Here is a 24,812-nt window from a genome sequence, read left to right on the forward strand (position 1 = left end):
AACTAAATGTATAGATTAATAGATCATAAGCAGAACATACTTAGACCAAAAGGTGATCAGAGTTTTCACACAGTCTGTGCCAAATACTGACAACGCGTTAGAGGAAATAAGCTCACATTCTTATTTTGATATAGACCAAAATGATATATTCCCGAGTCAATTTAAGGTGTTTTTTAGTGCCAGCAGCAGTGCCTTTAGCCATTTTAATCATTATCATAGTGATTTATTTACGGCAAAGTACTGGCAAATGACTCAGCAAGGTATTGAGCAAGGTCAGCTTCCTGATGTATATCCTTATAAACAAAGCTGGCGCTTTAATAATTTATAGTTTTGTTTATCTTTCAAGGTTAAATTTGAAGTTGTGTTTTTAGGCAAGGCTTCCCCTGCAATTGCTGATAACGCAGCATAAATGCAGAACATGTACTGCCCAACGAGTTCGGTCTAAATTGAACAAAGGTTAGTCCACAAAGGCCAATAAACTGATTAAATCAGCACTGAATTTTTGTGCTTAAGGCGCTGTTAACTCCAAAAGGAGTATTATGAGTTTAAATTAGTTGGCTTCGCTTTTTTGTCAGGCTTTGTGTTTGCCAGTGCTAAAACCCCGAGGTTACATCAATAAAATTACTAACCACTACACACTTTAAATATATTACACAGAAAATAACGAGTTAGTTGAAGCCGAAGTATGGCGAAAATCAAATAGAATAAAATACGAGGAGATTTATGCAGTACATTTCACATCAAGATCAGCAGTTAGCGTTTGAACAAACCGACAAGCCGAAGATTAGCAGTAATGAAGTACTGGTAAAAGTAGCAGCGATTGGCGTTAACCGCGCCGATTGTATGCAGCGTCAAGGTAAGTATCCTGCTCCTGAAGGGGATAGCCCTATTCTAGGACTCGAATGTGCAGGTACCGTGTGTGAGCTTGGCAGTGAGGTAGACCCTAAATGGCAAGATAAGCGTATTTTTACTCTATGTGCTGGAGGTGCTTACAGTGAATATGTCGCGGTAGATGCGCAGCAATTAATGGAATTGCCAGATAATATTTCTATGGCACAAGGTGCTGCTATTAGTGAAGTGTATTTAACTGCCTTTGGCGCACTCTTTGAGTTAGGAAAACTACAATCAGGGCAAACGGCGCTTATTCATGCCGGTGCCAGTGGCGTAGGCGGAGCGGCTATTCAAATGGCAAAAAGTGCCGGTGCACAGGTGGTAATAACAGCAGGGTCTGATGAAAAATGTGAACACGCTAAAGGCTTGGGTGCTGACCATGTGATTAATTATAAAACCACTGATTTTGTTGAATATATGAAGGCACATAACTTAAGTGCAAACGCTATAGTCGATCCGGTTTCTGGCCGCTATTTGAATAAAAATGCCAAAGTGGCCGCAATGGATTGTCAGATTGTGATGCTCGCATTTTTAGATAGTCGCTTTGCCGAAGTCGATTTTGCACGCTTATTACAAAAGCGCATTTCGTTTCATGCCTCGACATTACGTAATCGCAGTATCGCGTTTAAACGTGCGTTAAGAGATGCATTTGTAGCGCGCTTTTATGATGATATTGCCAATCAGAAATATGACTTTAATATTTATAAAATCATGCCATGGCAACAAGCTAGTGAGGCACATGCCATTTTAGAGGGTAATGAAAACTCAGGTAAAGTTGTATTGTTGGTAGAGTGAAACAAGTAATGCCACAGGGATTAATATTGTTAATCCCTGTATGAGGCCATATACTTTAACAAACTATTTCGATTTTAAGGTTAATAATGAATCCAATTATTGCAATATTAAAAGAGCACAATGTCAGCGATGAAAAAGTAGCGGCATTATTTGAAGCATTTACCCAAAACCCAATGATGGCTATGGCTTTAGTACAAGAGCTGGGTATTCCACCAGAAAAACTTCAGCAATTGATGGCGGTAGTAATGACCCAACCTCATTTAATTAAAGAAGCAACGGATGAATTAGGTTTAGATTTTGCAAAAGTACAAGAAGCGAAAGATAAACTAAATCAGTAGTTTTTTATTGTTAAATATAGGTGTGTCAGCACACCTATATTCCCTCCTTAAACATGTTTTGTTACATACTTGATTGAACTGCTTGCGATTATTTTACTCTGATGAAGTAATTACCCACAGCAGAGTGTACAGATGAATCTAATAACAAAGTTATATAAAAAAAATCGTTCCTTAATCGTATTTATTATTTTAATGAGTGTGTTTCGTAGTGCCGTCGCCGATTGGTACGAAGTACCTACAGGTTCAATGAAACCGACCATTGAAGAAGGCGACCGAATCCTTACCGATAAAATGGCGTATGATTTACGTATACCATTCACGCATGTATCCCTGATAAGATTGGCAGAACCACAAACCGGCGATATTATTGTATTTGATTCTAAAGTGGCGGATAACCGTTTAATAAAACGCGTTATTGGCACACCAGGTGATACAATTTCATTTCAAAATAACGAATTGACCATTAATGGCGAGAAAGTAAGTTATAGCACTTTAAACGAGAGTATTCGGTGGCTAGATAAAACTGAGCACTTAAAGGAGCATGCTCATACCATACGGCTTACCAAATCGGCAGCAAGCTTAGTGCAGTTTCCGGCAACACCGATAGCAGCAGATCATTATCTTGTTATGGGTGATAACCGCGATAACAGTGCGGATTCGCGGGTCATTGGATTAGTTCCTCGTGATGAGTTGCTGGGTCGGGCAGAGCGAGTGATTGTCTCGCTTGATTATGATGATTACTACTTGCCAAGAAGTGACCGGTTTTTGAAGCGTTTAGAATAAAAAATAACTATTACAATGGCTAAGCAAGATTGGTTAGCCATTGCTGTTTTTGCAGGTAGAATTATTTAAGGCATTAATCAATATCAATCGAGTAAGCTTCTAACAGTTTGTTAAGCTTAACTTGCTCTGAAGCATCAAACTCTATACCAACGCTAAGGCGGTTGCCTTTCATTTGGTTATTCCTAATGTAAGACGTAATAATAACAGGCTCGTTGTCTAATGGAGAAAGTATATGCACAAAAACTTGACGTTTTTTTAGTGCAACAAATCCAGAGCTTACGTGAATAGCAAAGCGACAGCCACTCGGAGAAATATCAATAATTAAACCATGCAATAAGCTTTTACTATCAGCATCAATATCGCCTTTGTGTAAACTAATTTTAGCCGGAATGTGTGTAGGCAACCTGCTAGTTTCACGTAATTGGCGGCTTTCAATTTTTTTAGGGTAAGCTAAATAAATTAATCGTTCAGGGCGAAATGAAATCGCTAATATGCTGGTTGAAAAAGCAACACATTCGCCCCGTTCGTCTTCAATGATATAACGTACAATAGCCCCATTACCTTCAACTAAAATGTCGCTGTAATCATTTTTACCTGCTTGAGCAGGGTATTTTAATATTAAATATTTACCGGTGTCGTAGCCGATTAAAGTGAGTTTAAAGCGAACCTGAATGGGATTGTTAAATTGTATATCAATCATCTTTCCCGGGAGTAAATCGAGGAAAAACTTCTTTTGATCTTCAGTTGGTTTATCTTCAACAGTAGTATTATTTTTATTTGTTTCCACAAACACTTTCTCAATATTAACAGACGCTTAATTATCTTTTAATATAGTGTAAAAATCACTAGTATAAAAGAGGGCATTTAGTAAAAGAAATTAATACTTTGTGCTTGTAATCGTGAGCGGAGTTAGTATTTTACTCCGCTGTGGAGGTTAGATTGTTACTCTTTTGGCAACAAAACAGTATCAATGACATGAATCACGCCGTTGCTGGCTTTTACATCTGCCATTACTACGTTTGCATTGTTGATCATGACAGAGCCATTATTGGTGGTTACATTCACAGACTGACCTTGTACGGTTGCTGCACTGTCTAATTTTACAACGTCTGCGGCCATTACTTTACCTGATACCACATGGTAGGTAAGAATTGCAGTTAACTTGTCTTTATTTTCGCTCTTAAGAAGGTTCTCAACTGTACCTGCTGGTAGCTTAGCAAATGCTTCATCAGTTGGCGCAAATACAGTAAAAGGGCCATCTCCTTTTAACGTATCAACAAGGCCTGCCGCTTTGACAGCTGCAACGAGTGTTGAAAACGAACCATTGGCAGCAGCTACATCAACGATATCTTTTTTCATACCATGGTGATCGGCATGAGCTGCTGAAGATAGGGTTAAACTTGCTAATACAAAAGTCAGAACAGACGCTATTTTCTTAAACATGTTACTTTCCTTTAAATTGATTAGTTGTCGGTTAAATATTACGCAGGGTTGCTAGCTTACGATCATTTTTTAAAGGGGGGTTACATTACCTTATTCCAATAAAAAGTATTTTATAAAAAGCAAAGCCATCGATTAACCCTCCTAGTGAAAGCTTTTATGAGTAAACACGGTCTGTTTATTTTCAATTTTTTATATCCAGTTCAGCGATATAACGTCATTAATTAACAATAGGAAATAAACCATGAAAAAACGGGCTATTTTTACAGTGCTCATTGCATCACTTTCTTCATTAGCGTCTGTTGCTGGACAAACTGAAATGCAGATAAATACTCATAATCAACAGCTTGAAAATGTGGCTATGATGGCACAATTAACGGGTGAAATGGCACAGCGTATAGTCAATGCAGCGTCTGCAGCGGCGCACAAAGACAATTTAGCTGTATCAATAACCGTTGTGGATGCATCTGGGCAAACGCTGGCGGTACTTCGCGATCATCTTGCCGGTGTTCATACTATTCGTGCCAGTTATAAAAAAGCCTATACCGCCAATTCGCAAAAGCGAGAAACGGCGGTAATAGCCAAAGGAATTAAAGAGGGAACAATTCCCGAAGAGCTCCGTTATTTAGATGAAAATATTTTAATATTGGATGGCGGTGTACCTATTTATATTAATAATACCGTGGTGGGGGCTGTTGGAGTAGGAGGCGCGCATGGTAGTGAGGATGTACGAGTTGCTAAAGCGGGGATCAAAGCGTTATGGTTAGAAAAAGAGTAAAATTCAGACTATTAAAAATATGGCTAACAGATAAAGTTATGATGACAGTTAAAGGAGTGCACACATGATGAATGAGACTGATTTAGCGCATTTAAAGCGCAGTGTTGAACTTGCAAAAGAAGCGTTAGAGGCCGGTGATGAACCGTTTGGCTCTGTCCTTGTTGATGCTAATGGGCATGTATGTATGGAAGATCGTAATCGTGTTGCCGGTGGCGATCATACTCGTCATCCTGAATTTGAGATTGCTCGTTGGGCAGCCAACAATATGACCCCAGAGCAACGCGCCAGCGCCACAGTGTATACCTCAGGAGAACATTGTCCTATGTGTGCTGCGGCACATGCTTGGGTTGGCTTAGGGCGAATTATGTATGTGAGTTCTACTGCACAGTTAACAACGTGGCTAAGTGAAATGCACGTTGCTCCAGCACCGGTCAATCCTTTGCCTATTGAGGCTATTTCTCCCAATACGGCGGTTTATGGTCCAGTACCGGCACTTGCTGAGCAAGTACATGCTTTGCACCGTCAATTTCACCAAGCAAGGTAACTAAAAAAGTAGCGAGCTGTCCTTTTATAATTCAATTAGTAAATAATGAGTACATGTTATAGTTACCTGTACTCATTTTTAAATCAGAGCAGCAAAAGGCATAACTATGATTGTTAAGATGTTTGATAAACTACTATTTGCGTGTGCTTTTATTGTCTTTTTGCAATGTCCACAGCTGAGCGATCATTACCAGCAGCATTTAGCGGGCTTATACCATGCAACAAAATGGCAAGTCGATGGCTATGCAAAAACGGCCAAGCAATATAACTTTTCTAGCACGCAAGCGATGATAAACCGCCACTTAGCAAACGCTGAACCTAGCGTTAGAGCCGATGCAAATCAAAAACAGCAAACATTACTGCAATTTGCCGATTTAAAAAAAGGGATGGCTATTTTTGAACAAGGTAATCTACTGCAAAAAATGTTGTATATGTTCTCCCCTGAGCGCTTTGACAGATTACAAAATACACTTGATAACTTTAAGTTAGGTATTCCTTTAACCGCGAGTGCAGTGTTGTTTGCATTGGTATTAGCTATTATATTAAATCAATTACTTATGCTGCCACATACTTTATATGTTAGGCGTAAAAAGCGTATTGCATCCGATGCGGTAAAATTTAATAGCTGATCGTCTATGAATTATCATTGGCCATTTTCAATGGCCCTTTTAACAACAAATGCGCCACGAATGTCACCCAGTTTAAAATCAGTTGCCTGATCATTAGGGTATAAAGTCGCTATTTTTTTAGAAACTGTGGGGTCAATCTGACTGCCATGACACGCTAAACACGCTTTTTGAGTAGGAATCGCTTTTACAAAATACCAGCCATCCGGTCTTTGCTCTTGATATTCTATGCTTGCTACCGGCTCGCCATTGAGCTTACGTTGTTCAAAGTTTAATAAAACATTTTTGAGCCATGCATCGGGTTGATTATCTGAGTTACGAGTTTTCAAAGCACTGCGGCTAATTTGCCAAGGACTATTGCTGTGTTGTGAAGCGATAGCGGGTGCAGCTGTATTACATACACTTATTGCCGCTAGTGGGCCGCTTTGTTTCATAGTACTAACCAGTACCTGTTTTAAATCACTTGAAAATGCCTTAATGGTTTGTCGTGCATCGTCGGTATTGCTAGCAAAAGCAGCGGATGAAATAAATAAACTGGAAAAAAGCAAAATAATGCGCATAATACACCTCTAAACATTAGAAGGTTCTAATATACAGGGTGTCAGGTGTTTTTCAAGTAAATCGTTTAGCGTTAAAGCACTTTTTTACTTAAGGTACCGCGCCTAAAATTGATAAACAGTTCCAAGAGAAAAGATATGCACAATAAGCACGGTGAGAAAAAAGTAATAAACCAACAAAATAACCATGATGCTGGTGGACTTAATGCACAAGATCCATTAGCCGCTATTAAAGCAATTCGACTCAAACAGTTAGCGCAATGTCGGCTTAAAACACGAAAAGAAATACAACACATGCAAAACAAAAAATAGCCTTGGACGAGAAAAACTTGCTAAGTTAACGTTATTAATTTTAAAGGTTGGATAGTGCAATTAATCCGTTATCTATAAAACATCCACATCAAATTATTACTTTTATAGCTTGGCTGTGCGCTTTAGCTGTGATGTTAATAGGGCTACTTGCGCCTGAAAATAAACGTGTTTTAATGCTGTTGTCACTGAGTTCCCTCTGCTTACTTATGTTTAATAGTGTAACGATGTCAGCTTGGGTATTTAAACGTTTTAAAGACCAACAATTACGCTTTATTGCTCTTTTAGGCAGTGGCGCTTTTATGTTGTGTATCGCGGGTGATGTGATTAATTTTAATTTACCCCAACACTATCATCGCTATAGTACCTTGATAAAACATGATTATTTAGTGGATTCAATCTTATTTTTTGCACCTGGTTACAGCCTTTTATTTATAGCCTGTGTGTTAGTTTTTAATATAAAACGCCGGGTCTCGCTTATAAAAAGTGCACTTTTTTTTGTTGTTGTGTTGGTGCTAAGTAGTGCGTCGCTCTCTTCTATGTATCTTGAGAGGGCAGGAGATACTATTTTAGCTATGACTGGGGTTTATAGCTTAGTGATAACGGCTGTTGGGCTTATGGGTCTGGTATTAGTTGTTGCCTATGGTGGGATTAACGCACCCAAATCAATAGTGTGGGTGAGCTTAGGGCTTTTCCTTGCTGCATTGGCTGATGCCATTATTGGTGCTTTTTGGATTTATGGTAATCAGGGGCAAGGCTTTTACCCTCAAGTGCGCTATATAAACTGGTTTGTGTATATTAGCTCGCAAAGCTTGGTGATTCACTTAGCAAAAGTTGTTGCAGTAATACCAAATCGCAATAATGCTTAATTATTTTTCAGGGAGCAAACCAGAGAATAGCGGCGTTAAAAATTCTTATTAGAATAGCTAAATAACAGATGAAAAAAAAGCCGCTAAATATTAGCGGCTTTAAGCGATAATAATTACATTACGCGCATACCCGGCTCAGAGCCGTCGTCTGGGTTAAGAATGTAAATTTCTTTACCACCAGGGCCTGCCGCAAGTACCATGCCTTCAGACATTCCAAAACGCATTTTACGTGGTTTGAGGTTCGCAACCATTACCGTTAATTTACCTTCAATGTCTTCTGGTGCGTAAGCAGATTTAATTCCAGCAAACACTTGGCGAGTTTCACCGCCTAAATCAAGGGTTAATTTAAGCAGCTTGTCAGCGCCTTCTACGTGCTCTGCTTTGGCAATTTTAGCAACACGCAGGTCTACCTTTGCAAAGTCATCAAACTCAATCTCTTCGCTAATAGGCTCTTTCGCAAGTGGGCTATTAGGATCGATTTTGTCTTTTTCAGCAACTAAACTTTCTTTTGATTCTTCAACCATTTTATTCACTTTATCCATTTCTACACGTTGCATTAACGGCTTAAATTTATTGATAGGGTGGTTTACTAACGCTGTTTGCGCACCCAGCCAAGATAATTCATCATTTAAAAAGGCTTCAACATTACTTGCCATGCCTGGTAGCACTGGTTTTAAGTAAGTGATCAACACGCGAAATAGGTTAAGTCCTAGTGAACAAACCTGATGCGCTTCTTCTTGCTTTGACTCATCTTTAATAAGCACCCAAGGCGCGGCATTATCAATAAACTGGTTTGCTTTATCAGCAAGTGCCATTATTTCACGAATTGCACGGCTGTATTCACGGTTCTCGTAATATTCGGTGATTGTCGCTGATGCGTTCTGGAATTCTGCAAGCAATTGAGGTTGCATAACTGTATTGCTCAGCTTACCGTCGAACTTTTTAGTAATAAAACCAGCACAACGACTGGCAATATTCACTACTTTACCCACTAAGTCTGAGTTTACACGTTGTGCAAAATCTTCAAGGTTTAAATCTAAATCGGTAATGCCACTATTAAGTTTAGCTGCGTAGTAGTAACGTAAAAATTCTGGGTCTAGGTTATCTAAATAAGTACGCGCTTTAATAAACGTGCCTTTTGATTTAGACATTTTTGCGCCATTGACCGTAACAAAACCATGGGCGAATACATTAGTTGGCTTTCTAAATTGAGCGCCTTCTAACATAGCAGGCCAAAATAGGCTGTGGAAATAGATGATGTCTTTACCAATAAAGTGATAAAGCTCAGCGTCTGAACCTTCTTGCCAAAATGCATCAAAGTCGATGCCCTGTTTATCACATAAGTTTTTAAAGCTCGCCATATAACCAATAGGCGCATCTAGCCATACGTAAAAGTATTTACCCGGTGCGTTTGGAATTTCAAAACCAAAATAAGGTGCATCACGGCTAATGTCCCATTGCTGGAGACCATCGGCAAACCACTCATCTAACTTGTTGGCCATTTCTTGTTGAATTGTGCCTGAATGTAGCCACTCTTTAAGCATGTCTTCAAAGGCGGGTAAATCAAAAAAGTAATGCTCAGAATCTTTTAAGATAGGCTCAGCACCCGACATAACAGAGCGTGGGTTGATTAGCTCGGTTGGGCTATAGGTTGCGCCACAGGCATCACAGCTATCCCCGTTCTGATCTTCCGATTTACATGTAGGACACGTGCCAGTAACAAAGCGATCTGGCAGAAAAATGCCTTTTTCTGGATCGAATAACTGTGAAATAGTGTGCTTTTTAATATGACCGGCATCGTTAAGGCGATTATAAATAAGCTCACTAAATTCTTTATTCTCTTGGCTATGGGTACTGTGGTAATTATCAAATTTGATATTAAAATCAGCAAAGTCGCGTTGGCGCTCGATGCTAACGTTTTTTACCATTTCCTCAGGCGTGATCCCTTGCTTTTGCGCATTAAGCATAATAGGTGTGCCATGAGCATCATCGGCGCACACATAGTACGCTTCGTGGCCTTGTAGTTTTTGAAAACGCGACCAAATATCAGTTTGAATATACTCTAATAAATGCCCTAAATGGGTAGGGCCATTGGCATAAGGTAATGCGCTAGTAATCAGGATCTTTCGCTGTGCCATAATCATTCCGAATTAAGCGTTCCTAGTCAGGAACAGATGAAAATTATTACATTATCGATAAGCAAAGTGATAACAGAGCACACTGCTTATCGATATTTACTAATTGACTGGTGTTAATGCCCTGAATGTTACATAATTCCGTGGCACTTTTCATCAAAGAAACGCTATTTTATTGCTATGTTTGGACTGTCGAAACTATTCTCTGCAAAATCGGTGCAAAAACAACCGATTATTTCTGCTCTAGCGGCCTATCGCAGTGCCGCTTTCGCTGTGGGTATTGAGCAAGATTTCATTGCTGATATCACTCAAAACACTGATAAATCAATTACGGTTAAACTCATTCTCCCTTTTGCGGCGCAATCTGAAATGCCGCATGTGGCTCAATTTTTGACTGAGCGTTTAAAGATTGATGTAAACGTAACTGCCAGTGTTCACCTTAAAGAGGCTGCGAAATTTAAAGCCATTAAACATATTGTTTTAGTCGCCTCAGGCAAAGGTGGGGTGGGTAAATCTACTACGGCTGTAAATCTTGCGGGCTCGCTTAAAAATGAAGGCGCAAAAGTAGGTATACTAGATGCCGACATTTACGGTCCGTCAATTCCTATGTTGTTAGGATTAGTTGGCAGTGAGCCGGTTACAAAAGACAATAAACAATTACAACCGTTTGATGCCAATGGTATTAAAGCGCAATCTATCGGTTTTTTAGTCCCCAGCGATGATGCCACCGTATGGCGCGGCCCAATGGCCTCAGGCGCGCTTAGTCAGCTTTTAAATGAAACCGATTGGGGTGAACTTGATTATTTAATTGTAGATATGCCGCCAGGTACCGGTGATATTCAATTAACCATGAGCCAAAAAGTGCCAGCCAGTGGCACCGTGATTGTCACGACGCCACAAGACTTAGCGCTTGCTGATGCGCAAAAGGGTATTGCTATGTTTAATAAAGTAAATGTGCCAGTGCTCGGTTTGATTGAAAATATGAGCCATTACATTTGTGGGCATTGCGGCGAGGCCAATCATGTATTTGGTAAAGACGGTGCACAAAAATTAGCCCTTAAGCATGGTGTGCCTGTGCTTTCGCATATTCCGCTTGCGATTGATATCAGAGAATCCTCTGAGCAAGGTAAGTTGATTGCCGATGATACAGATGCGGCTATTAGCAAAACTTACAGCGCGGCCGCACGATTGATTGCCAGCACGCTTTACTATCAACAACATCACAACGCGATTGAAGTTGTGATTACGGAAGATTAAAAATGAGACTTTCAGATACACATATTAAAGAATACTTAAACGATGGGCGTATTGTTATTGAGCCCGCGCCAACGAGTGAAATGATTTCAGGGGTTACCGCTGACCTTCGCTTAGGTAATAAGTTTAGAACATTTCATGCCCATAACGCCGCTTATGTTGATTTAAGTGGTCCAAAAGATCAGCTTAATAAAGCGTTAGAATCAATCATGAGCGACGAAATTGTATTAGCTGAAGGCGAAGCGTTTTTTCTACATCCTGGCGAGCTTGCGTTGGCAATAACCTATGAAAAAGTAACCCTACCTGCAGACATTGTTGGTTGGTTAGACGGGCGTTCATCGCTGGCACGTTTAGGTTTAATGGTGCATGTTACAGCACACAGAATCGATCCTGGTTGGAGTGGTAATATTGTTTTAGAGTTTTATAACTCTGGTAAGTTGCCGCTTGCGCTAAGACCTATGATGAAAATTGGCGCCATGAGTTTTGAAACACTCACCGGTCCGTGTGAAAGCCCTTATAACACCCGCATTGATGCAAAATATAAAGATCAGAATAGTGCGGTAGCAAGCCGTATCAGTGACGATAAATAACTAAGCTAAACAATAGCTTATTTTTCTAGTTGATGAAGCGCATAACCTAATAGTTGAAAATAATGGTTAAGCGCTTCATTGGCGTGTAACGTGTGATTTAGCTCAGGATAAATTAAGTTATTATTACTCAAACCGCCGACTAAGAAACTGTTTTTGATTGTTTGATGCTCGTTGATACAGGCTTCAAAACACCGAGCAGCAAGTTCCTCAGGCATACTCATATACTGCTGATTATGCGCTTTATCAAACGCAATGCATTTATTTACAAATTCATTGGCATGTTCACCGCTTTGCTCTAAAAACACCTGTTTATAAAATTGATTAAGTGCATCATTAAGTGGATGGCTTAAGTCGGGAGAGTGTGATAACCATAACTTAGAAGCGAAACCAAAGCGGGTTTTAGATTTAAATAAATGCTCACTAATATGATGATCAAAAGCATGAAACCATTCATGGGCCAAAGCGCCACCGCCTGCATTTTTAGCCAGTGCTAAGGTTTGGTCATACGCATTATAGTGTGCTTGCACGCCTTTTTGTCCACCGTGGCCAAAAGCAAAATTAAGTTTGCCACGCAGGCCAATGGCAGTGGGTGGTAAATGCAGAATCTGCGCTAAATCAGCCAGCGCATCATAAATTAAGTTGGCACTAATAAAACGCTCTTCTTTAGTAACCCACTTACCAACCACCATAGAACGAAAACCAAAAGTGGTTCTTATATCACTAAAATCGACTTGATCGTCAAAACGATAGTCGGGGCCTTGGCGAGAAAATCCGCGTTTTAATCGAGATGTGGTATTACGCATCGGTTATTTTATTTCAGCTCATACATTACAAGTAACGTGCTTTTACGTGAGCGGGCATGTGTTGGGTTTGTTTTTTTATTAATTCCTCTAATAAACCATACAAGGGCGCAGGGTTTAGTGCTTCTATGAGCCATAAACTATGCGCTACTGCTTCTAGTGTCGATAAACTATCTGCTCTAGGGGCTTTACGAATAGCATAACGGTTGGTGGGAATATGGCTAAAGCTTACCGTTTTAAACTGTTGTAATAACGGGGTTAATTGCAAAATTTTAAAAGCTTTATTCCATGTACCATCAATCACAATTAAATGCGTAATATCTTGAAGGTTTTCTTTACTATTCGGTCGGTCTAATTTTACGGCGCTCTCGCTTGGGTAGAGTAATACGCTCGATTCAATAGGCAGGTTCTGTAAACAGGCGAAGTCTTGATTATTTTCGCCTCTAATAATTTTACAGTGGGTTAAACCCAAAGCTAATAGCTGCGCCGTATTTTTGCTCACTTTTGCTTCATTGGGGTGCTGCAAAATAATAACCTGAGTTTGGTTAGTAACACGGGTAATTGCGCTGCAAATACAAGTGCTTAGCGAAAAGTTACACTGTTTACAATGAGGACGTGCCATTGAATACACTATTTCGTTAGTACATTTGGCGTAATTATACATTTTTGCGGTAATAAAGTTGGTTTTTTTTGTGCTTAGATATAGAGTAAGAGATAAGAAAAAAATCGATGGACCGTATTGAAGGGCATGAATATGACAGAGATCAATATTGACGAATCCGCTTTAGAAAGTATGGAATCGCTATTAGGTGAACAATTTCCAGATACACTGGAATTTTGTTGTGCGGAATTTGAGCGATTGGGTAACGAAGCAATTGCTGCGCTTGGGCAAGATAAAGAGGCCGCTATTCGCCACTCTCATAGCCTTAAATCAAACGCCGCTCAATTTGGTGCGGCAAGTTTAGCCGAAGTTGCCCGTTTAATTGAATATAATTTAAATAATGGGAATGACGAGCAGGCTGTTGATGCAGCCGATGGATTAATGGCGCAAGTTACTGGCTCACAAGCAAAACTAAATGCATGGTTAGCTGGACGCTAAACGTGTTTCAACAGTAATAAAAAAGAGTGTTAACGTGAATTTTTTTCAGTTTTAAGCGCTTAATTTTTCTAGTAATTCACGGCTTTACTGAGTTAGTCTAATGATTAACTTGCTCTTTAGAGGTAACAATGTCAGAAATAAAAAAGAGTCATAAATTAGACGGCGTCTGTTATGACATCCGAGGTCCCGTTTTAGTGCAAGCTAAAAAAATGGAGGATGAGGGCCAAAAGGTATTAAAGCTTAATATAGGTAACCCCGCCGCATTTGGTTTTGATATGCCAGAAGATATGCATCGCGATATCATCCGTAATTTATATTCAGCTCAAGGGTACTGTGACTCTAAAGGTCTTTATTCTGCGCGTGTTGCTATTTATCAGCACTACCAACAGCGTGGCTTACACAATTTAGACGTTGATAATATTTACATTGGTAACGGTGTGAGTGAACTTATCCAAATGGTCACTCAAGCACTGTTGAATAATGATGATGAAGTGTTAATTCCTGCCCCAGATTATCCGCTTTGGACTGCCTCGGTAAAATTAGCAGGTGGCAATCCGGTTCACTATTTGTGTGATGAAGAGCAAGACTGGTTTCCTGATATTGACGATATCAAAAGTAAAATTACTTCTAAAACCAAAGCATTGGTGCTGATAAACCCCAACAACCCAACTGGGGCCGTTTACAGTAACGCTTTGCTTGAAGAATTGATCAATATTGCTCGAGAGCACAAGCTTTTGCTGTTAAGCGATGAAATATACGAGAAAATTCTATACGACGGCGTTACCCATACTTCTATTGGTTCATTATGCGATGATCTCCCTATCATTACCTTTAATGGCTTAGCTAAAACATACCGCGCTGCTGGGCTGAGAATGGGCTGGATGGTGCTAAGTGGTCGTACGGCATTAATGACAGATTTAATTAAAGGCTTAGATATTCTTGCTTCAATGCGCCTCTGTGCCAATGTGCCCGCACAATATGCAATTCAGCAAGCATTGGGAGGGGTTCAATCAATTGATAGCTTAATAGACCCCGGTGGGCGTTTATATGTGCAGCGAGATATTGCTTGGCGCGGCTTAAATGCGATTGATGGAATTAGTTGTAAAAAGCCAAAAGGGGCGCTTTATGCTTTCCCTAAAGTGGATACCGCTAAATTCAATATTAAAAGCGATGAACAAATGATGTTTGATTTGTTAAAAGCAGAAAAAATATTATTAGTGCATGGGCGCGCCTTTAACTGGCCAGAGCCTGATCACTTTAGATTGGTATTTTTACCCAATAAAGATGATTTATCGAGTGCAATGATGAAAATGCAGCGTTTTTTCAAAGATTACCGACAAGAATAGAAAATAAAAAGCGAGCCAAATGGCTCGCTTTATTGTTAATGCACTAAAGTAAATGGTCGTGTTTCAAAGCATGCAATAGGGCACTGCATACGTTGCCTTGGGATACCTGCTTCCATAAAGACGTGGCCTTGCTGAATAAACCCATTATTTTTGAATCGTTCTACTTCGTTTAAAATACAATTAATACTGATTGCTTCAATACCTTGCTCCGCTGCTAATTTAACAATGAAATTAAGCAGTGACTTATAAACATTGCGGTTGCGATGCTGCGGCAATACGGCGATTCTACCAATTAAACCATCATTACATAATCGACCTGTGGCAACAGGTGAGTGCATATTATCGGTGACCAGAATGTGTTGAGCGAGTGCATCTAAGTTGTCAAATTCAATACTTTTAGGAATATGTAACTCATATACAAACACTCGCTCCCTTATATGTTGCAGTTGACTTTTTTCACTTTGCCAATCAACTTTGTCAACCGTATAAACCATGACCTCCTCCTAGCTAAACCAAATACCCTCATTAACCAGTGTAGTAAAAGTTTCGATAAAATCTAGGCTAGGTGTGGTTGCATTAAGCACGCTACTATCAAATTCAATAAAATCAGTAAGCTGTTTTACCGCTTCTAAATCAGATAAGGGTAAAGCGAAGTTTTCGCCATTGATACTCAGAAGTAGCTCTGCATCCATACATTGATAAATAGCACGTGTGCCCCCTAAACGCTCAAATGTTACTTGGTTTTCAAGCAGTTGTTGTATTTGTTCGACACTAAATGGGTCTTCTTCAGGGGCTAAGTCCATATCATGCTTAGGTTGGCTAAGGGTATTACCTAACCAGTGTTTAAATAAACTCTCGTCTTCTAGCAATGCTTGCATTAACGTTTTTACTTTATCGACTTCGCTTTGGGTTAGCTCACCTTTAGAATCACGCAGGGCGAGGGTATGGTCGGTATACCTTTCTTGGCCGCTTTCTGTGTCGATAATATGATCAGCAAAACTTGAAAGTAAATCTTGTTGATTAGGTGCTCTAAAACCGACTGAATAGTTAAGTGCATTCTCAACCGCATAGCCTTCATGAGGACAACCGGGTGGTATATATAAAATATCACCGGGCTCCAAAATACAATCAATTACTGCACTGAAAGCTTCAACTTGCAGTAATGTTTTATTTTGAGCAAACTGTTTTAGTGTTGGGTCGGGTAATCCTACCCGCCAATGGCGCTTACCTTCACCTTGAATAATAAATACATCGTATTGGTCTAGGTGTGGGCCAACACCGCCACCTGGGGTTGAGTAGCTGATCATCAAATCATCTATGCGCCAATTTGGTATAAAGCGAAAAGGTTCAAGTAACTGAGCAGCCTCTGGATGCCAATGATCCACTGCTTGCACGAGTAGTGTCGAGTGCTGATCAGTGAGTATTTCAAAATCGTCAAATGGTCCTTGATGCGATTGCCATTGTTGATTGTGGTTAGTAATAATGCGCGATTCTATGCTGTCTTCCATAGCAAGGCCTGCGAGTTCATTCGCATCAAGTGGGTCTTGAAAATCTTTAAAACCAGCTTTGATCAACAGTGGTTTTTTTTGCCAATATTGACTTAAAAACGCTTGCTCTGATAATTCATTTATTTTTAATTGATACATAGAATGCCTATAACGTTAAGACCTAAATGAAAAAAGCGAAAGGCAGGTACCTTTCGCTTTTTATTAGTAGATTTGAGTGATTAAACTAAATCATCAATAAACTTAACAGCGCGACCAATGTAGTTAGCCGGCGTTAGTTTTTTCATTTCAATTTTTGCAGCTTCTGGTAGGTCTAAACCATCGATGAAATCAGCCATAATTTCTTGATTTACACGTTTACCACGGGTTAAATCTTTTAGCTTTTCATATGGTTTTTCAATACCGTATTTACGCATAACGGTTTGAATTGGCTCAGCGAGCAGCTCCCAGTTTTGGTCAAGCTCATCTGCTAAACGTTGCTCGTTTACTTCAAGTTTGCTTACACCTTTAAGGGTTGATTGGTATGCAATTACCGCATAACCCATACCTACACCTAAGTTACGTAATACGGTTGAGTCAGTTAAATCACGTTGCCAGCGAGACACAGGTAGTTTTTGTGCTAAATGACCAAAGATAGCATTGGCTAAGCCTAAATTACCTTCTGAGTTTTCAAAATCAATCGGGTTCACTTTGTGTGGCATAGTTGATGAGCCAATTTCACCGGCAATGGTTTTTTGCTTAAAGTGATTAAGTGCAATGTAGCCCCACATGTCGCGGTCAAAATCGAGCAAAATGGTATTAAAGCGTGCAATTGCATCAAAAAGCTCTGCTATGTAATCATGCGGTTCAATTTGCGTGGTAAACGGGTTGAGTGTTAAACCTAGGCTAGTTACAAACTTATCGGCGTGGGTATGCCAATCGTAGTCAGGGTACGCACTTAGGTGTGCATTGTAGTTACCCACAGCACCGTTTACTTTACCTAGCATTTCTACTTGTGCAATTTGGTCACGTTGACGCTTTAAACGCATGTAAACATTTGCAAACTCTTTACCCATAGTCGAAGGCGTTGCAGGCTGTCCATGTGTACGAGTCATCATTGGAATGGCTTTGTACTCAATTGCTTTTTCTTTAATGGCGCTTAATAACTCATCACAATAAGGTAAAACGACGTGGTTACGCGCTTCAGTTAACATTAAACCATGAGATAGGTTATTAATATCTTCAGAAGTACAGGCAAAGTGAATAAATTCGTTAATTGCGTGTAGCTCAGCATTATCAGCTACTTTTTCTTTTAGTAAATACTCTACGGCTTTAACATCATGGTTTGTCGTGCGTTCGATGTCTTTAACCCGCTGAGCATCAGCTTCACAGAAGTTATCTACAATTGCATTCAACAGCGCATTTGCTTCGTCGCTAAAAGCGGGGACTTCTTTAATCTCGCTTGCTGCAGCTAACGCTTGCAACCAACGCACTTCAACGGTTACGCGGTATTTGATTAATCCAAATTCGCTAAAAATACTGCGTAGTTCAGTGGTTTTGCTGCCGTAGCGACCATCAACCGGAGAGATAGCCGTTAACGCTGAAAGCTCCATAATAACTCCTAAATTTTAGTTTGAACGATAATTAAATTTTTGTTTTAGCTATGGCGAGAATTTTTCTTTTCGCAAAAAAGAAATGACGACGTTTGCCGCCCATTTGTCGCCATAATACTGCACTGCGAATTCCGGCTAAAAGTAATGCGCGGATTTTATTTTGCGTGAGCTGCTGTTTTAATAACTCGGGTTTACCATAAACCTGAATTCGGTGCCCAAGGGGGCTTAGCACCGACGAGTATATATCTGCTAAACCGGCAACAACACTGTCATCGGTAATAGCAAAATGGTCTAAACGACGATGAATATCATCAATACGTTTACCTAATTCATTGAGGCTTTTACTGTTAGCACTAAGAGCACGCTCTAACTGCATTAAACCACCCACATATTTGACTATTTCTACATCTTTTTGAGCACCGGCACTCAGTTGTGCCATCAATGTTTTATAGCCATCACGTAAGTTATGCTCACCTTGATACACATCTTCAGGGGACGCTGGCGAGGTTTGCACAATACTTGATAATAAAATCGATAAATCTTGTTCATCACCGCGGCCATATTGGGCAACCTTCTGAACTTGCTTAGCCACTTGGCACATGGCAGCAAGCGCCATGACTTGATGTTGATTCATTATTTGATCACCGAGTCAATAATACCACCACCTAAACACACTTCATTAGCGTAAAATACGGCAGATTGTCCTGGGGTTACCGCTTTTTGTGGCTCATCAAATAATACACGTGCCATACCATCTTCACCGACTAACAAGGTACAGCTTAAGTCTTCTTGACGGTAGCGTGTTTTTACGGTGCAACGAGTAGTACCTTGAGGACCAACACGATCTACCCAGTGTAATTGGTTGGCATTTAGGCCATTACTGTAAAGGCGAGGGTGATTTTTACCTTGGCCCACAATCAATACATTGCGTTCAACATCTTTGGCTACAACATACCAAGGTTCGCCTGAGCCTTCTTTCATACCACCAATTAACAAGCCTTTGCGCTGACCTAAGGTGTGGTACATCAACCCTTCATGCTCACCAACGTTGTTACCATCTGTGTCTTCAATAACACCAGGTTGAGCAGGTAAGAATTTTTGTAAGAAATCTTTAAATTTACGCTCACCGATAAAACAAATACCAGTACTGTCTTTTTTATCGTGGGTAATTAAATCTTGCTCTTCAGCAATACGGCGCACTTCTGGCTTGGCAATATCTCCAACAGGGAACAGCGTTTGCGCGATATGTTCATGGCTCAATGTGTACAAAAAGTAGCTTTGATCTTTATTATCATCTAGGCCACGGCACATAACATATTTATCATCTCTGAGCTCACGACGCACGTAGTGGCCCGTTGCTATAAAGTCAGCACCTAGTGCTTGAGCCGCAAATTCTAAAAAGGCTTTAAATTTAATTTCTTTGTTACACATGATGTCTGGGTTAGGTGTGCGACCAGCTTTATACTCAGCTAAAAAGTATTCGAATACGTTGTCCCAGTATTCCGCTGCAAAGTTAACGGTATGAAGTTCAATACCTAATTTGTCACAGACAGCTTGGGCATCTTTTAAATCTTCAGCGGCAGCGCAATATTCATCATTGTCATCTTCTTCCCAGTTCTTCATAAACAAGCCTTCTACTTGGTAGCCTTGTTGTTTTAATAAATATGCAGATACAGAAGAATCAACACCGCCGGACATACCAACGATGACTTTAATGTGACTATTTTCGCTCATGAATAATTTCGCTTATACAGATTACTGTTAACTTGGAAAGGCCGCGATTATAGCATGTATTTTGTAAGTGCTTAAAGAGAGGAAGGGCTATTGAATAGATTTTGTTGCTTTTTTTTATGTTGGTTAGGGATGATTTACTCTTTGTTAGTCGATTTTTACTTAGCCGATTAGATTACACATTTTGCGGTGCTATTATAGCCCCTTTGTTTGAACACATTTTAATTTGCAAAGAACAACAGGTCCAAGATGTCAGGCCATTAAATTATAAACACTCATTTAAGTTATAAATGATGAGTAAATGTTGTTTATTTAAGGTGTTAGTACTATTTATAGAATATCAAAGAATATATTTATTATTGTTCATTAACAAACCTTTACAACCAAATGATTATGCAATACCTTTAGATGAGTTTAAATTGAATAAACACTCAAATAAGTATTTATAATATAGTCAATGGAATGAATATATGAATTATGCTTCTCAAGCACAAAAGGTAAAATCTTACGTTGTTGAGTTATCAACAAAGGTACAACGCGATGATTGCTTAGTAGCAGAACAATTACCACATAACGTTAAAGAATCAGCTTACCAACTGTTTTATCAAACCATTAGGGTTCCTCGTCCTTACCGCTTTGAAGAACCCAACCCTATTTCAGCGCTATTTAGACTCATTGAACATTCTTTAGACTTTATTAATCCCTTTCAACAAGTCATTTTAAAGCAGCTAGAAAAGTGGTGGTTAGAATGGCATTTTGTTGCCACTATGAATGCTTCTCTTGAAATGAAACACGTTGAACAGCAGCGTTTTGTTAGTAGTGCAACTGAACATCCAATGCGAAAACATGAGCTGAGCCATTATGCAAAATTATTTACTATTTTGCCTTTGCCCGTGTGTAATGTTTGTATGGTAACTGGCGATATTTTAAAGCTTAATCAACGGTTTGTAGATGTATTTGGCTATACAATTGATGATATCCCTAATTTAAAACAGTGGTGGAAGGTCGCGTATCCTGAGCCTAGTTATAGAGAGTCTGCTCAAACGATGTGGGGTGAGTCTTTAGCGCAGGCAAATAAAAATAATGACGATATTCCTGCTAATGACTATCAAATTGTATGTAAAGATGGTTCGAAAGTGATAATGCAAGTGTCAGGTATTAGTGTAGAAAGTGAATTTATTGCTGTATTTAACGATGCGACGGAGCGTTTGAAAACCCAAGAGATACTCAGCGATATGGCCTTTTTAGACTCATTGACTAAAATTGCCAACAGACGCCGTTTTGACGAAAAATTACATGCTGAATTTAAAAAACTGATAAAAGTAAATACTCAACTTTCTATGATCATTATTGATATAGATAATTTCAAAAAATTTAATGATAGGTATGGTCATATTGCAGGGGATAAGTGTTTACATAGCGTAGCGCAAAAGCTAGCAGAAACAGTCAGTCGTCCTGAGGACTTTGTAGCGCGCTATGGCGGAGAAGAGTTTGTTGTTTTACTCCCACAAACAGATAATCAAGGTGCACTCTTTATTGCAGAACAAATACAAAAATCTATTGAAGATTTAGCGATAGCTCATGAAGATAGTTTTACTGGCTTTCTCTCTGTGAGTATGGGAGTTCATACGGTAAAACATGGCGAAAAAACTAACCATGTCGATTTCTTTAAAGCAACGGATAGTGCGCTGTATTATGCAAAAAGGCAGGGCAGAAATTGTATTGCCTTAGGAAGGCATGAATAACACAGCATATTTAACCTTTGCTTTTAATACCAGATAAGCAAAGGCTAACGTAAAGTATTAACTGTTGGTTGGTGGTCCACTGATTTTATATTGACCTGTTTCAATTCCATCGAGTGTGTATTTACCAATACTATAGCGAATTAACCGTAACGTTGGGTGGCCAATGTGTGCGGTCATTCGTCGAACTTGACGGTTTTTCCCCTCGTTTATAGTGATACTCAACCAAGATGTTGGAATTGATTTACGTTCTCTCACTGGGGGAGTGCGTGGCCAAAGCGCTGGTTCATCGATTAACTTTACCTGTGCAGGTAAGGTTAATCCATCTTTGAGTTCGACCCCTTGACTGAGCGCATCAATAGATGCTTCTGTAGGCACCCCCTCAACTTGTACCCAGTACGTTTTGTTGGTTTTTTTACCAGGAGCGGTTAAGGTATTTTGTAATTTCCCGCAATTGGTCAATAATAACAAGCCTTCGCTGTCTCTGTCTAAGCGACCCGCAGCATAAACATCTTTAATAGGAATAAAATTAGCCAGAGTTTGTCTATTTTGCTCGTCTGTGAATTGGCAAAGGACATCATAAGGTTTGTTAAATAAAATAACTTTTTTATCGCTTTGGGCTATCTGTGGCTTAATTGCTCTTTTTATCGGGCTCTTTTTTACAGCACTGCGCGAATATGTACGACCTGTATTGCGTTTACTTGTTGAAGATGACGTGTTTTTAGCTTTGTGTTTCATTAAATACACCGTGCAGGTTTAGGTAAGCCCGCAATTTTAGTCGCTTGTTTGGCCGGTCCCTTCGGAAAAAGCTTATACAGGTACATGCTATTACCTTTATCCTCACCGAGCGCTTTAGCCATGGCTTTGACTAACATTCTAATGGCTGGACTAGTGTTATATTCAAGATAAAACTCTCGCACAAAGTTAACAACTTCCCAATGCTGCTCAGTTAATGTGATGTTTTCTTGCTCTGCAATAACATTGGCTAACTCTTTTGACCAAACAGTATGATCTAGCAAATAACCTTGTTTATCAGTGTCTATTGTTTGATTATTAAATTCCAACATGGTTCACCAAGTAATTGATTGTTTTGCAGTTAAACTGAGGGTAACAAACTCATCATAGCTAATTGCTTTGTCGTTCATATTTAATGATATATCTCGAGCTTCTGCATCATCTTTTAAAATATAAAGTGAGTCAGCAAATTGTCTATATTGCCCTTTTGCAAAGCAAGCGTCACCCACGAGTAAAACACTGTCTGTGAGCATAATTAGATTATCTAAGCTGTGGGTACTGTAGTAATTCAGTGGTTTTGAAAAAATATGTAAAGTACTCATAGGGTCACCACATGCTGCTGATTGTGAATTAACTGTTTTTGGGCATTAAAGTTTACTATGTTTGCCTCAATGAGTAGTTCACTTTTACTTAAACCATAATCAATCAGTGACTTTTCACAAACGTAAATATTTTCAACATCATAGATTTCCAACATTTTAATGTTTTTAAAAAAATCTTTGATACCTAAACTATTTGGCTTTTGGTTTTTTTTAAGCGCTAACACCGCAGGACCGCTAAACAACCAACTTATATTTTGATCAACTGCGGCAAAAATAAGCGTCATATCGAGTGCATCGCGAATATGCATGTCATCAAATGGACTTGATTGACTGATAACGAGTACATTAATCATTTAAATTGTATCCATTTATCTGCTTCACTGGCTAACATAGCAAATTCAGCGAGGCCTGCTACAGCGAATACACCAGTATTTTGCATATCTAAGCCACGCTTTTCAGCTGCGGTAACGCACAGCATTAAATTAATATTTTTGTCGGCAAGCTGCTGCCAAAGTGAGGATAAATTGAGCTCATCTGAGGCAAGTTCAAAATGCGTTGAAGCATGATAGATACCATCTTGGTATAAAAATATTGCATCAACACCATGCCCTTGTGCTAAACAGGCGTGAGCAAATTTAACAATACGCTGTGTGGTATCGTGATCCGATGGTGGAGTATGTAAAGAAAGTACAAAGCGTGCCAAAACTATTCCAATAAAAAAGCCCCAATAAAGGGGCTATTTTAACAGAACTATTTAATTAGTCATTATTTGCGCCAAGTAACGCAAGTAAAGACGTAAATAAGTTGTACACACTCAGGTATAAAGAAACCGTTGCGCGGATATAATTCGTTTCGCCGCCATTGATGATTCTGCTCGTATCGAACAAAATTAGGCCAGACATGATTAGTACCACGGCTGCGTTTAGTACCATAAACATTAAAGAGCTACCTAGGAAAATATTTACAATACTTGCCACGATAACCACAATTAAGCCCACAGTTAAAAAACCACCCATAAACGAGAAATCTTTTTTAGTGTTAAGTGCATAAGCAGATAAACCAAAGAAGATTAACGCCGTAGAACCTAGCGCTTGCATAATTAGCATAGGGCCATTAGGTAATTGTGCGTAGTGATTTAGTAGAGGGCCTAAGCCGGCTCCCATTAATCCTGTAAACGCAAACACCCAAAATACACCAGATGCTGTATCTGCTTTTTTATTAACAACAAAAAGTAGACCAAATGAAACTAGTGTGAATACAAGTCCCATAAAGTAAGGTAATTGCAGTGCCATTGAAATACCGGCAGTGACTGCACTAAATGCAAGTGTCATTGCAAGTAGAAAATAAGTGTTTTTAAGCACTTTGTTTGTTTCAATGGTCGACATTACCGGCTTTGCAGTATTGTACGATTGATTAAATGCCATTGTAGAGCTCCTGTAAGTGAAACTAAGTAGTTCCTGTAATTTAACTAAAATTAGATTACCAACTCTTATATGTTTGGGCAAACCTTTGTAGATCAATAGACAACTAAATTTAAATAAAAGTTCACTCGGCGTATAGGAATCGCCCTTTTTGCTTTATGTTTGAACAAATTAGTTGTTTTTTAATCACTTGAACAAATAATTGAAAAAAAAGCTTCACAAAGCCCATGGGTTTCCCTATTATTCAGGCCGTGCGGAGAGATGGCAGAGTGGTCGAATGCACCGGTCTTGAAAACCGGCAGGGGTTTATAGCCCCTCTAGGGTTCAAATC

30 protein-coding genes and 1 pseudogene are annotated in these 24,812 nt (G+C 39.4%); 14 read left to right on the top strand and 17 right to left on the bottom strand.

Annotation, left to right across the window (positions count from 1 at the left end):
- Window positions 1-70 precede the first annotated feature (70 nt).
- From AAEY57_RS14045 to lepB, 4 genes and pseudogenes are all read left to right on the top strand, one after another.
- A pseudogene (locus tag AAEY57_RS14045) lies at window positions 71-328 on the top strand (isocitrate dehydrogenase kinase/phosphatase-domain containing protein); the annotation flags it as partial.
- Window positions 329-723: 395 nt separating this feature from the next.
- Window positions 724-1,686 carry a zinc-binding dehydrogenase gene (locus AAEY57_RS14050; RefSeq protein WP_090492446.1) on the top strand — a complete coding sequence of 321 codons (963 nt, stop codon included), beginning with the start codon at window positions 724-726 and terminating at the stop codon, window positions 1,684-1,686.
- Window positions 1,687-1,772: 86 nt separating this feature from the next.
- Complete coding sequence (locus tag AAEY57_RS14055; protein WP_090492448.1) at window positions 1,773-2,024, top strand: DUF2999 family protein; 252 nt, start codon at window positions 1,773-1,775, stop codon at window positions 2,022-2,024.
- Between the two features lie 132 nt (window positions 2,025-2,156).
- Window positions 2,157-2,807 (top strand): signal peptidase I, encoded by a 651-nt coding sequence (gene lepB, locus AAEY57_RS14060; protein WP_273002303.1) that lies wholly within the window; start codon window positions 2,157-2,159, stop codon window positions 2,805-2,807.
- 73 nt (window positions 2,808-2,880) lie between these two features.
- Here the strand turns inward: lepB and AAEY57_RS14065 are convergent, their stop codons facing one another.
- On the bottom strand, window positions 2,881-3,594 hold the full coding sequence (locus AAEY57_RS14065) for a flagellar brake domain-containing protein (RefSeq protein WP_273002301.1): 714 nt from the start codon (window positions 3,592-3,594) through the stop codon (window positions 2,881-2,883).
- 155 nt (window positions 3,595-3,749) lie between these two features.
- Complete coding sequence (locus AAEY57_RS14070) at window positions 3,750-4,250, bottom strand: fasciclin domain-containing protein (protein WP_273002299.1); 501 nt, start codon at window positions 4,248-4,250, stop codon at window positions 3,750-3,752.
- A gap of 241 nt (window positions 4,251-4,491) precedes the next feature.
- On the opposite strand from AAEY57_RS14070, the gene AAEY57_RS14075 reads away from it, so the two are divergent.
- The 3 genes from AAEY57_RS14075 to AAEY57_RS14085 all read left to right on the top strand — a co-directional run bounded on the left by AAEY57_RS14075 (window position 4,492) and on the right by AAEY57_RS14085 (window position 6,197).
- Window positions 4,492-5,025 (top strand): GlcG/HbpS family heme-binding protein, encoded by a 534-nt coding sequence (locus AAEY57_RS14075; protein ID WP_350608084.1) that lies wholly within the window; start codon window positions 4,492-4,494, stop codon window positions 5,023-5,025.
- A 64-nt stretch (window positions 5,026-5,089) separates the two neighbouring features.
- On the top strand, window positions 5,090-5,569 hold the full coding sequence (locus AAEY57_RS14080) for a nucleoside deaminase (protein WP_249928670.1): 480 nt from the start codon (window positions 5,090-5,092) through the stop codon (window positions 5,567-5,569).
- Window positions 5,570-5,675: 106 nt separating this feature from the next.
- A complete protein-coding gene (locus AAEY57_RS14085) occupies window positions 5,676-6,197 on the top strand; it encodes a DUF2937 family protein (RefSeq protein ID WP_350608085.1) in 522 nt (173 codons plus the stop codon).
- 14 nt (window positions 6,198-6,211) lie between these two features.
- On the opposite strand, the gene AAEY57_RS14090 is transcribed toward AAEY57_RS14085, so the two are convergent.
- On the bottom strand, window positions 6,212-6,754 hold the full coding sequence (locus AAEY57_RS14090; protein WP_350608086.1) for a Tll0287-like domain-containing protein: 543 nt from the start codon (window positions 6,752-6,754) through the stop codon (window positions 6,212-6,214).
- A 135-nt stretch (window positions 6,755-6,889) separates the two neighbouring features.
- Here AAEY57_RS14090 and AAEY57_RS14095 point away from each other — a divergent pair, with 135 nt between their 5' ends.
- Complete coding sequence (locus AAEY57_RS14095) at window positions 6,890-7,063, top strand: hypothetical protein (protein WP_350608087.1); 174 nt, start codon at window positions 6,890-6,892, stop codon at window positions 7,061-7,063.
- A gap of 224 nt (window positions 7,064-7,287) precedes the next feature.
- On the top strand, window positions 7,288-7,929 hold the full coding sequence (locus AAEY57_RS14100; RefSeq protein ID WP_350608088.1) for a hypothetical protein: 642 nt from the start codon (window positions 7,288-7,290) through the stop codon (window positions 7,927-7,929).
- A gap of 113 nt (window positions 7,930-8,042) precedes the next feature.
- On the opposite strand, the gene metG is transcribed toward AAEY57_RS14100, so the two are convergent.
- A complete protein-coding gene (gene metG, locus AAEY57_RS14105; protein ID WP_290191024.1) occupies window positions 8,043-10,067 on the bottom strand; it encodes a methionine--tRNA ligase in 2,025 nt (674 codons plus the stop codon).
- Window positions 10,068-10,244: 177 nt separating this feature from the next.
- Between metG and apbC the strand changes: the two genes are divergently transcribed.
- Complete coding sequence (apbC, locus tag AAEY57_RS14110) at window positions 10,245-11,321, top strand: iron-sulfur cluster carrier protein ApbC (RefSeq protein ID WP_350608089.1); 1,077 nt, start codon at window positions 10,245-10,247, stop codon at window positions 11,319-11,321.
- A 2-nt stretch (window positions 11,322-11,323) separates the two neighbouring features.
- A complete protein-coding gene (gene dcd / locus AAEY57_RS14115; protein ID WP_013465052.1) occupies window positions 11,324-11,908 on the top strand; it encodes a dCTP deaminase in 585 nt (194 codons plus the stop codon).
- 17 nt (window positions 11,909-11,925) lie between these two features.
- Here dcd and AAEY57_RS14120 read toward each other — a convergent pair whose 3' ends face one another.
- Together AAEY57_RS14120 and AAEY57_RS14125 are read right to left on the bottom strand one after the other, a co-directional pair.
- Window positions 11,926-12,711 carry a CLCA_X family protein gene (locus AAEY57_RS14120; RefSeq protein WP_350608090.1) on the bottom strand — a complete coding sequence of 262 codons (786 nt, stop codon included), beginning with the start codon at window positions 12,709-12,711 and terminating at the stop codon, window positions 11,926-11,928.
- Window positions 12,712-12,736: 25 nt separating this feature from the next.
- Window positions 12,737-13,330 (bottom strand): tRNA-uridine aminocarboxypropyltransferase, encoded by a 594-nt coding sequence (locus tag AAEY57_RS14125; RefSeq protein WP_024603067.1) that lies wholly within the window; start codon window positions 13,328-13,330, stop codon window positions 12,737-12,739.
- A gap of 132 nt (window positions 13,331-13,462) precedes the next feature.
- Between AAEY57_RS14125 and AAEY57_RS14130 the strand changes: the two genes are divergently transcribed.
- Together AAEY57_RS14130 and AAEY57_RS14135 are read left to right on the top strand one after the other, a co-directional pair.
- Window positions 13,463-13,807 carry an Hpt domain-containing protein gene (locus AAEY57_RS14130; protein ID WP_008113596.1) on the top strand — a complete coding sequence of 115 codons (345 nt, stop codon included), beginning with the start codon at window positions 13,463-13,465 and terminating at the stop codon, window positions 13,805-13,807.
- A 128-nt stretch (window positions 13,808-13,935) separates the two neighbouring features.
- Window positions 13,936-15,153: a pyridoxal phosphate-dependent aminotransferase gene (locus AAEY57_RS14135; protein ID WP_036932631.1), complete on the top strand. Its 1,218-nt coding sequence runs from the start codon at window positions 13,936-13,938 to the stop codon at window positions 15,151-15,153.
- A 35-nt stretch (window positions 15,154-15,188) separates the two neighbouring features.
- On the opposite strand, the gene AAEY57_RS14140 is transcribed toward AAEY57_RS14135, so the two are convergent.
- From AAEY57_RS14140 to mnmA, 5 genes are all read right to left on the bottom strand, one after another.
- Window positions 15,189-15,647, bottom strand: coding sequence for a GNAT family N-acetyltransferase (locus tag AAEY57_RS14140; RefSeq protein WP_350608091.1), 459 nt, complete (start codon window positions 15,645-15,647; stop codon window positions 15,189-15,191).
- 9 nt (window positions 15,648-15,656) lie between these two features.
- On the bottom strand, window positions 15,657-16,799 hold the full coding sequence (locus AAEY57_RS14145; protein WP_024603066.1) for a ribosomal protein uL16 3-hydroxylase: 1,143 nt from the start codon (window positions 16,797-16,799) through the stop codon (window positions 15,657-15,659).
- Between the two features lie 80 nt (window positions 16,800-16,879).
- Window positions 16,880-18,250 (bottom strand): adenylosuccinate lyase, encoded by a 1,371-nt coding sequence (gene purB, locus AAEY57_RS14150; RefSeq protein WP_024603065.1) that lies wholly within the window; start codon window positions 18,248-18,250, stop codon window positions 16,880-16,882.
- A gap of 31 nt (window positions 18,251-18,281) precedes the next feature.
- Window positions 18,282-18,884: a high frequency lysogenization protein HflD gene (gene hflD / locus AAEY57_RS14155; protein ID WP_024603064.1), complete on the bottom strand. Its 603-nt coding sequence runs from the start codon at window positions 18,882-18,884 to the stop codon at window positions 18,282-18,284.
- Complete coding sequence (gene mnmA / locus AAEY57_RS14160; protein WP_024603063.1) at window positions 18,884-19,984, bottom strand: tRNA 2-thiouridine(34) synthase MnmA; 1,101 nt, start codon at window positions 19,982-19,984, stop codon at window positions 18,884-18,886. Before mnmA ends, hflD begins: the two co-directional genes overlap by 1 nt.
- 467 nt (window positions 19,985-20,451) lie before the next feature.
- Between mnmA and AAEY57_RS14165 the strand changes: the two genes are divergently transcribed.
- Window positions 20,452-21,726, top strand: a complete 1,275-nt coding sequence (locus AAEY57_RS14165) for a sensor domain-containing diguanylate cyclase (protein WP_024603062.1) — start codon at window positions 20,452-20,454, stop codon at window positions 21,724-21,726.
- A gap of 57 nt (window positions 21,727-21,783) precedes the next feature.
- On the opposite strand, the gene AAEY57_RS14170 is transcribed toward AAEY57_RS14165, so the two are convergent.
- The 6 genes from AAEY57_RS14170 to AAEY57_RS14195 are packed head-to-tail and all read right to left on the bottom strand — an operon-like array spanning window position 21,784 to window position 24,484.
- Window positions 21,784-22,461: an rRNA large subunit pseudouridine synthase E gene (locus AAEY57_RS14170; protein ID WP_024603061.1), complete on the bottom strand. Its 678-nt coding sequence runs from the start codon at window positions 22,459-22,461 to the stop codon at window positions 21,784-21,786.
- Window positions 22,461-22,790 carry a TusE/DsrC/DsvC family sulfur relay protein gene (locus AAEY57_RS14175; RefSeq protein WP_010390172.1) on the bottom strand — a complete coding sequence of 110 codons (330 nt, stop codon included), beginning with the start codon at window positions 22,788-22,790 and terminating at the stop codon, window positions 22,461-22,463. The genes AAEY57_RS14170 and AAEY57_RS14175 overlap by 1 nt, the downstream gene beginning before the upstream one ends.
- A 3-nt stretch (window positions 22,791-22,793) precedes the next feature.
- A complete protein-coding gene (locus AAEY57_RS14180) occupies window positions 22,794-23,060 on the bottom strand; it encodes a DsrH/TusB family sulfur metabolism protein (RefSeq protein ID WP_010390171.1) in 267 nt (88 codons plus the stop codon).
- Window positions 23,057-23,413: a sulfurtransferase complex subunit TusC gene (gene tusC, locus AAEY57_RS14185; protein WP_024603060.1), complete on the bottom strand. Its 357-nt coding sequence runs from the start codon at window positions 23,411-23,413 to the stop codon at window positions 23,057-23,059. The genes AAEY57_RS14180 and tusC overlap by 4 nt, the downstream gene beginning before the upstream one ends.
- Window positions 23,410-23,763 (bottom strand): sulfurtransferase complex subunit TusD, encoded by a 354-nt coding sequence (gene tusD / locus AAEY57_RS14190; protein WP_024603059.1) that lies wholly within the window; start codon window positions 23,761-23,763, stop codon window positions 23,410-23,412. Before tusD ends, tusC begins: the two co-directional genes overlap by 4 nt.
- A 55-nt stretch (window positions 23,764-23,818) precedes the next feature.
- Window positions 23,819-24,484, bottom strand: a complete 666-nt coding sequence (locus AAEY57_RS14195; protein ID WP_008112034.1) for a Bax inhibitor-1/YccA family protein — start codon at window positions 24,482-24,484, stop codon at window positions 23,819-23,821.
- Window positions 24,485-24,812: the final 328 nt, after the last annotated feature.

Origin of the sequence: Pseudoalteromonas sp. MER144-MNA-CIBAN-0113, assembly GCF_040308965.1 — a bacterium.
In the GTDB taxonomy this organism is placed as follows: Bacteria; Pseudomonadota; Gammaproteobacteria; order Enterobacterales; family Alteromonadaceae; genus Pseudoalteromonas; species Pseudoalteromonas tetraodonis.